General features: G+C 56.7%; 6 protein-coding genes. 2 read left to right on the forward strand and 4 right to left on the reverse strand.

What is annotated here, in order from left to right; translation table 11 throughout:
• On the forward strand, window positions 1-645 hold a 645-nt coding region (gene nadE, locus L0H14_RS11325; RefSeq protein ID WP_301421870.1), incomplete at its 5' end, for an ammonia-dependent NAD(+) synthetase.
• Window positions 646-673: 28 nt separating this feature from the next.
• Here the strand turns inward: nadE and L0H14_RS11330 are convergent.
• A complete protein-coding gene (locus L0H14_RS11330) occupies window positions 674-1,513 on the reverse strand; it encodes an SDR family NAD(P)-dependent oxidoreductase (RefSeq protein ID WP_301419672.1) in 840 nt (279 codons plus the stop codon).
• 96 nt (window positions 1,514-1,609) lie between these two features.
• Window positions 1,610-3,070: an NAD(P)/FAD-dependent oxidoreductase gene (locus L0H14_RS11335; RefSeq protein WP_301419671.1), complete on the reverse strand. Its 1,461-nt coding sequence runs from the start codon at window positions 3,068-3,070 to the stop codon at window positions 1,610-1,612.
• A 583-nt stretch (window positions 3,071-3,653) separates the two neighbouring features.
• On the opposite strand from L0H14_RS11335, the gene L0H14_RS11340 reads away from it, so the two are divergent.
• Window positions 3,654-4,271, forward strand: a complete 618-nt coding sequence (locus L0H14_RS11340; protein ID WP_301419669.1) for a hypothetical protein — start codon at window positions 3,654-3,656, stop codon at window positions 4,269-4,271.
• Window positions 4,272-4,446: 175 nt separating this feature from the next.
• Here L0H14_RS11340 and L0H14_RS11345 read toward each other — a convergent pair whose 3' ends face one another.
• The gene (locus tag L0H14_RS11345) at window positions 4,447-6,303 is read right to left on the reverse strand and encodes an ABC transporter ATP-binding protein (protein WP_301419668.1); all 1,857 of its coding nucleotides are present in this window, start codon (window positions 6,301-6,303) and stop codon (window positions 4,447-4,449) included.
• On the reverse strand, window positions 6,300-6,896 hold a 597-nt coding region (locus L0H14_RS11350; protein ID WP_301421871.1), incomplete at its 5' end, for an ABC transporter permease. The genes L0H14_RS11345 and L0H14_RS11350, both read right to left, overlap by 4 nt.

Genomic DNA, 6,896 nt, shown 5'->3' on the forward strand with positions numbered 1-6,896 from the left:
ATGGCAGTTGAGCAGTACCGCCGGGTCAACCCAGAATGGGAAGGCCGCTTCTACGGTGTCCAGCTCCCCTACCACGTCCAAGCTGATGCCGATGATGCCAAAGCGGCTATGGAGTTCATCGGACCAGATCGGGACATCACTTTCCAGATAGGATCAACCACCGATGCCCTCTCAGGTGCGTTCAACGACGCGCTCGGTGAGTACCCAAGCGATTACAATCTCGGAAACGTCAAAGCACGCATGCGGATGATCGCCCAGTATGCCGTTGCTGGCCAATACAATGCGCTCGTGGTCGGCAGTGATCAGGCCGCAGAATCTCTCACCGGTTTCTTCACAAAATTCGGTGACGGGTCAGCCGACATCATGCCGCTGTCTGGACTGACCAAAACCCAGGTGCGCGATATGGGTACCCGGCTTGGCGCAGATTCAAGACTCGTAGATAAGGTCCCCACCGCTGACCTCCTCACCGAGAACCCAGGCCGTACCGACGAGGACGAACTAGGCGTTTCTTATGGTGACATCGACGCTTTCCTCGAAGGCAAGAATATTGATGATGATGCGACTGCCAAACTTGAAAACACCTACCAGCGGTCAAAACACAAACGTCGTATGCCGGTGACGCCTTTCGATACCTGGTGGCACTAGAGGCTCAAGGTGTGCTCGGCCCAACTTCTCACCACCGAATGCCTAACATGTCTGCGCTGCGTCGCCAGTGCTCACGCACCAGATCAGGGTCGCATGCTTGCTTGTGCGTCCGGCGAATCCGTTTTGTCGAGCCGTAGTATCGACCCGACAACCAATCTGCATTCGGCTGCCCTTCGATAAAATGGCGCAACCGTGCGCCACCTTGTTCGGCAGAGGTCAGGAATACCTTCAAAGCCGTCCGATACACGTATTGCAGCCGGCTGTTGGTATCCGAGGCGAAGTTCGTTGCGATAAATCCGGGGTGAAACGCAACGGTGGATATGCCTTGAGCATGGAATCGCTCGTGCAGCCCCCCGGTGAAGAGTATGTTGGCCAATTTGGCGTTGCCGTAGGCGGTGTTCGGATTGAATTCCCGCCAGTTATTCAGGTCGTCGAGCTTCACCTTGCCATACAGTCGCGCAGCAATGCTGGCAGTGTTAATCACTGCTGCACGACTGTCTATCAACTTGTCTATCAGGAGATTCGTCAGCAGTACCGGAGCCAGATGGTTGACCTGGAAGGTCTTTTCAAACCCGTCGGGGGTTAACGTAGGGCCAGAAAACATACCGCCGGCATTATTTGCTAACACATCAATCCGGTCATATTTCTCCGTCAACGCTGTCGCCAGCTGGCGCACTTCGTCGAGCCTCGTGAAATCAGCCAGGTAGTAGTCGGCCCCGAATGGTTCGGCAACGGCACGTGTTTTTTCCGGCGAGCGCCCGACGAATACTACCGTTGCGCCGGCGGTGGCGAGCTGTCGGCCTGCTGCAGCGCCGATACCATCACTGGCTCCGGTGATGACAATGGTGGGTGGTGTTGCGTCGCTCAAGAGTGACCTCGTTTCGATTAACCGGTGAGATGCTCATGGTGTCATTGTTGAGCCGAGCCACCAGTAACATCCCAGGTCGCCCAGTGTCAGTTCTGCTTAAGGCGACTGGTCTTCTAACACAGCATGGGCGGCCCAGGCGCCGGACATACCGTGAACTCCCGCACCGGGCGGGGTCGCGGCAGAACAAATGTATAAGCCGGGTACACCCATCCGGTACGGTTCAAGCGTAAGGCCACCACGCAGCAGGGACTGCATGCCCGTCATCGAACCTCCGGCAATGTCACCGCCAATCAGGTTGGGGTTCCACTGCTCTAATGCAGCGGGGTCCCAAACTTTTTTGTCGAGCACGTTGGCGCCAAAACCGGGAGCAAAGCGTTCAAGCTGGGCCTGGATGGCATCGGCAACATAGTCTTGGTCGGATGCCGCAGGTCGATACCCGTTAGGCACGTGCGTGTAGGTCCACAGAACGTGTTTGCCCTCGGGAGCCCGCGATGGATCAGCGACCTGCGGCTGAGCAACCATGACAAACGGTCGATCAGGAATCCGACCGGCATTGACCTGAGCTTCAGCCAGGCGAATCTCAGCGGCACGCCCACCCACGTGCACGGTGGTGGCTTTACCGACGCGATCATCAGCCCACTTCACCGGACCGTTGAGTAGCCAGTCGACCTTATATACACCGGGTCCGTAGCGCCACCGTTGAAGCCGCTGCACCGTGGCTTCGGGTAGGTCGCGCAGTTGTTTGCCACGCATGACTAAGGCTTGGGACGGGGTCACATCCAGCATCGTGGCTCGAGCAGCCGGCAGCTCGTCGAGATCAGTGACCTCGTGGCCGGTATGGATCTCTCCTCCGTGTTCGGTAATGACCTTTACCAGGGCGTTGACCAGTGAACCGGTCCCACCTTTGACAACCGGCCAACCGCGAGTCATTCCTAACGCAGAGAACAGGACACCGAAAGTCGAAGTAAAGGGATGTCCGAGGGGCGTATTCGCGTGTGCAGCCGAGCCGGTGAATAATGCTCGAGCAGGTTCATCACGAAATGCAGTGCGGACAAACCATGTGGAGGGTGGAGAAGACAACATCCCAAACTGCGCCATCTTGACCGGATGGCCGGGGAAACGCAGCAGGGGCCGCAGAATCTGTTCAAGATAATCATCGATGGAGTTAACGATCCCCCGGTGAATCAGCCGCCAGGCGATCTGATCGGTCCCTAGGCTCCGCGCAGTCTTGCGAACGTCCCGATGCAGAATTGCGGCAGGGCGATCATCAAAAGGGTGCGCCATCGGATACTCGGAATGCAGCCATTCCAGCCCGTAGTCTTCTAAGCCCAAGTGTCGGAAAATCGGTGAGGCCACACCAAACGGGTGCGCTGCTGCACCCAGGTCGACGATCGAACCGTCACCAAACACATCAGCGGAAGCTGCAGCACCACCGACTGTGTCATTGCGTTCAAAGATCCGGACTTGCCAACCCGCACGGGCTAGGATTGCTGCCGCGGTGAGTCCATTCGGTCCGGAGCCCACAATATTGACGTGTGGCCTCGCCGTGACAGACATGTTGCACCCCAGACGTTACCCGGTGTTCAGTGAGAAGTTTCCTAACCCTCCAATGTAGCTTATCGACGGCCTCCCGGGCATATGCGCTCAAGCATTTCGGACGAGACTCACCGTCAAGGGATACGAAATACGCACTTCTCAGGGGATGCACAATCATCGGTCGAATGACCGTCCGCTTGTGAGCGTTCGATCCTAAATTTTGGTCATCTACCTCGGCGGCTCTACCAAGTATCGCGACCGTGTCATTCGCGCTCTAAACCGATGGCGTGAACCGTTCCCCACACGTCTCGTCAATAGTGGTAACTTCATCTCCGCAAGCACCCTTACAGCATGGCGCCTCTTTCCGATGTCTTTTGATAGTCCTCTGAATAGCCCGGTTGAGTCAGCCACAGTTATTCGGTCCAGACCAAGATGAGGCCTTTAACGGTGTGAGAAGTCTTCTGAGGTTCTCGAAACCTCCGCGCCCGAGGAGCCTCCCAACCGCATTCAAAGGGACCCATGAAGCGGCGCAATGCTTGAGAACTTCCATGAACTGCGAGTACGATGTGGCTGTCATTCGGCACTGTATTTTAGAGGAGAGCTCATGTCGCAAGAGTCGAATTTTTCCGATGAGGATATTGCACACGAACCGTCTGTGGAATCCCCAGCAGAGGCCCCCTCAGGACCACCTCCTCCGGTTTCCACATCAGCAGTCTCCGAACCGGAAGCCGCCGGAACCTCGTCGACTTCGACACCACCACCTCCAGCTGAGACCCTCTCAGCGGAGGTGTCCGATTCGACGGCGCCTAGCGTTGACGCCGATGACTCTGCTGAATCACTAGCGTCCGCTCCAACCGATTATTCCCCTCGTGAGGCTTCATTCGCTCCGGCTCCTTTGCCACAGTCTCAAGCTCCGCAGTACCAAAATCAGCAACCACAGATTCAACAGCAGGGTCCATATGTGCAGGTGCAAGCGCGTAACCCGCTTCTTTACGCTGTGGTTGATTTCCTGATTACTGGCCTAGGTCTTATGGTGCAGGGCCGTGTAGGCCTTGGGATTCTGTTCCTTGGGACAAATATCGTAGTGAGCTTTCTTCTCTTCATCCCCGTTCTCGGATGGATTCTCTTTTTCCTAGTCATGCTTCCGGTTTGGATTATTAGTATGGCTATGGCGTTTAGTACTGCAAAGAATTGGAATCGCCAGCACGGCATTATCAGCTGACATTTCAACGTTAACCATTTCGATAGCTGGAGCAGAGAACCCACACTTGGTTCTCTGCTCCATTTATTTCTGGGCAAGTAAAGAAAACGGTCTACACGATGAGTCGGCCAAAAGAACGCAGTCGCTGAGCTCGTCCGACATTTTCGAAGCTCCGCACCCCATCAGTGCCCATCAATCATTTAACGTTCACCGCCTTGTCCCTAGGTTGCGAGGTGGACAGCGCGCGCACTGAATCCAGAAGTGTTCTCGTATAATGGTGTTCTGGCGCACTGAAGACCCGCTCGGCGTCTCCGTACTCCACTGCTTGACCATCTTTCATGACCAGGATCTGATCACTCATATGGTGGATGACCCCTAAATCGTGAGAGATAAATAGAAATGCGGTGTTCAGGGTCTGCCGGAGGTCAGTCAAAAGGTCGAACACTTGTGCCTGCACCGAGACGTCCAATGCAGACACTGCTTCGTCAAGTACCACGACCTTTGGTTCTGGTGCCAGCGCCCGGGCTATAGATAGTCGCTGGCGTTGACCACCAGATAATTGCAGTGGATGTTTCGCCAAGTGCTCCTCGTCTAAGCCCACGATGTGCGCCCAGTATGCTGCCTGTTCTTGCAAAAAACGTTGGTGCGCTTGTCGAGTCCTATTCGAGGAAAAAATGCCTGGTTTTGAGCTCTGACCCAGCGCATCAATGAGGATGCGTTCTGCGGTCCAGCGCGGGTCGAAAGAGCTCAGCGGATCCTGATATACCGCGGTGACTTGCCGACGCCGTGCTCGACGACTTTTATCATTGAGTTCGCTCCACGGCTGGCCATCGAGCAAAACGCTACCGCTATCCGGGGTAATGAAACCCAGTGCGATGGAGGCGGTTGTCGATTTACCCGATCCTGACTCACCAACGATGCCCAGGGTTTGACCTGGGTGCAAGTCAAAAGAGACGTCTTCGACGGCGGTTCGGTGACGGCCATCTGGGCCCCGGTAGCTTTTAGTAAGTCCGCGAGCGCTCAGCACCGGCTGTTCAGATGACGCGGTATCAACAATGGTTTCTGACTGCTGTTGGGCTGCCTTCCTGGTGCGCGCTTCGGCTCGTTGACGGCTTTGACTTGTGAGGTATTCGCCTCTCGTGTGGCCGGATGGCAAGGCATCCAACAGCTGTCGAGTGTATGCATGCTGCGGATTAGTGAGGATTTGTTCCGCGTTGCCAGATTCCACGATGTAGCCGCCCTGCATGACCAGGACTCGGTCGGCTAGTCGAGATACCACGGAAAAGTCGTGGCTAATGAGCAAGATAGCCGTGCCGTTGCGTTGGCGTTCTGCCAGCACGTCGAGGACTTCGGCCTGGACGGTCACGTCCAAAGCCGTGGTAGGTTCATCCGCCACAACCAAGGGCGGATGGTTTGCAATTGCCGATGCAATGAGAGCTCGTTGTCGTAGCCCACCGGACAGCTGATCCGACCGTTGTTGTGTACGCAATCGCGGCTCCGGAATACCAACCTCGGCAAGGAGTGCTTCGACTGTTTCCTGTAGTCCGGCCCTGGAAGCGCCGTGAGCTCGCAGTGACTCACCAATTTCGGCACCGACAGTGCGCAGCGGATCCAGTGACACCAGCGCGTCTTGGAGAATGAAGCCGACATCTTTACCGCGTATGTTTTTCCATTGTCGGTCGACCAGCTCAGCGATTTCATGTCCAAGTACCCGGGCGGTGTTGGCTTCTATATGGGCGTTGTCTCCGGTGAGTCCGATGAGCGTGCGCGCGGTTACCGATTTGCCTGAGCCGGATTCGCCGATGACGGCCACGCATTCCCCCGGATGAATGCTCAGATCAAGGTCATGCACTACGTGCGTGCGAGTACCGTGTGCATCGGTAAACCACACGTTGAGTTTTTCCAACTCGGCCAGCGGTGCGGCATCGCTACTGCCCGGATCAGGCTCGAGCTGGGTCGTGATACCAGCAGATTGAAGATAGTGCGTAGTGTTGGACGCATCCAGAGCGTCGGAGATGTCGAGTTTAGGCAGCGAAGCGGTGTTCGTGTTCATGTTCGGGGTCCTTCCAAAGTGGTTTCGATGTAGCGGCCCAGTGCGGTTGCCGTCAGGGCGGTAGCCACAACAGCCACGCCCGGAATGATTTGCAACCACCAGGCTTCGGTAATGTACGGACGTCCAGCTTCCAGTAATGCACCCCATTCCGGCGAAGGCGGTGCGACGCCGAATCCGAGGAAGGCTAGGCCTGATGCCCAAACGATGGATTGGCCGATCCCCAGGGTCAGCACCGCTAGCAGTGGGCGGAGCGCATTGGGTAGGACATGTTGTGCCAGGATCTTGCCCGGGTGGTGGCCCAGCGCTCGGGCCGCCTGCACGTATCCTGAATGCCGCACAGCCAGGACTTGGCCACGTACCATCCGGGCGTAGCCCGGAGCGATGCCTATCCCCACGGCTAAGACCAGCGTTTGAACGCTGGGGCCGTAGACGGCGATGAAGACCATAGCCAGCAGCAAGATAGGAAACGCGAAGAGAACTTCGATGGTCCGACCGATAATGGCATCGGCCCAGCGTCCGCCCAGTGCGGCCCAAGAGCCTAGGATGATGGCGAGTCCGACACCGATGGCGGTGGCACTGAAACCGGTCAGCAA

This window comes from Yaniella sp., from assembly GCF_030453185.1.
Taxonomy (GTDB): domain Bacteria; phylum Actinomycetota; class Actinomycetes; order Actinomycetales; family Micrococcaceae; genus Yaniella.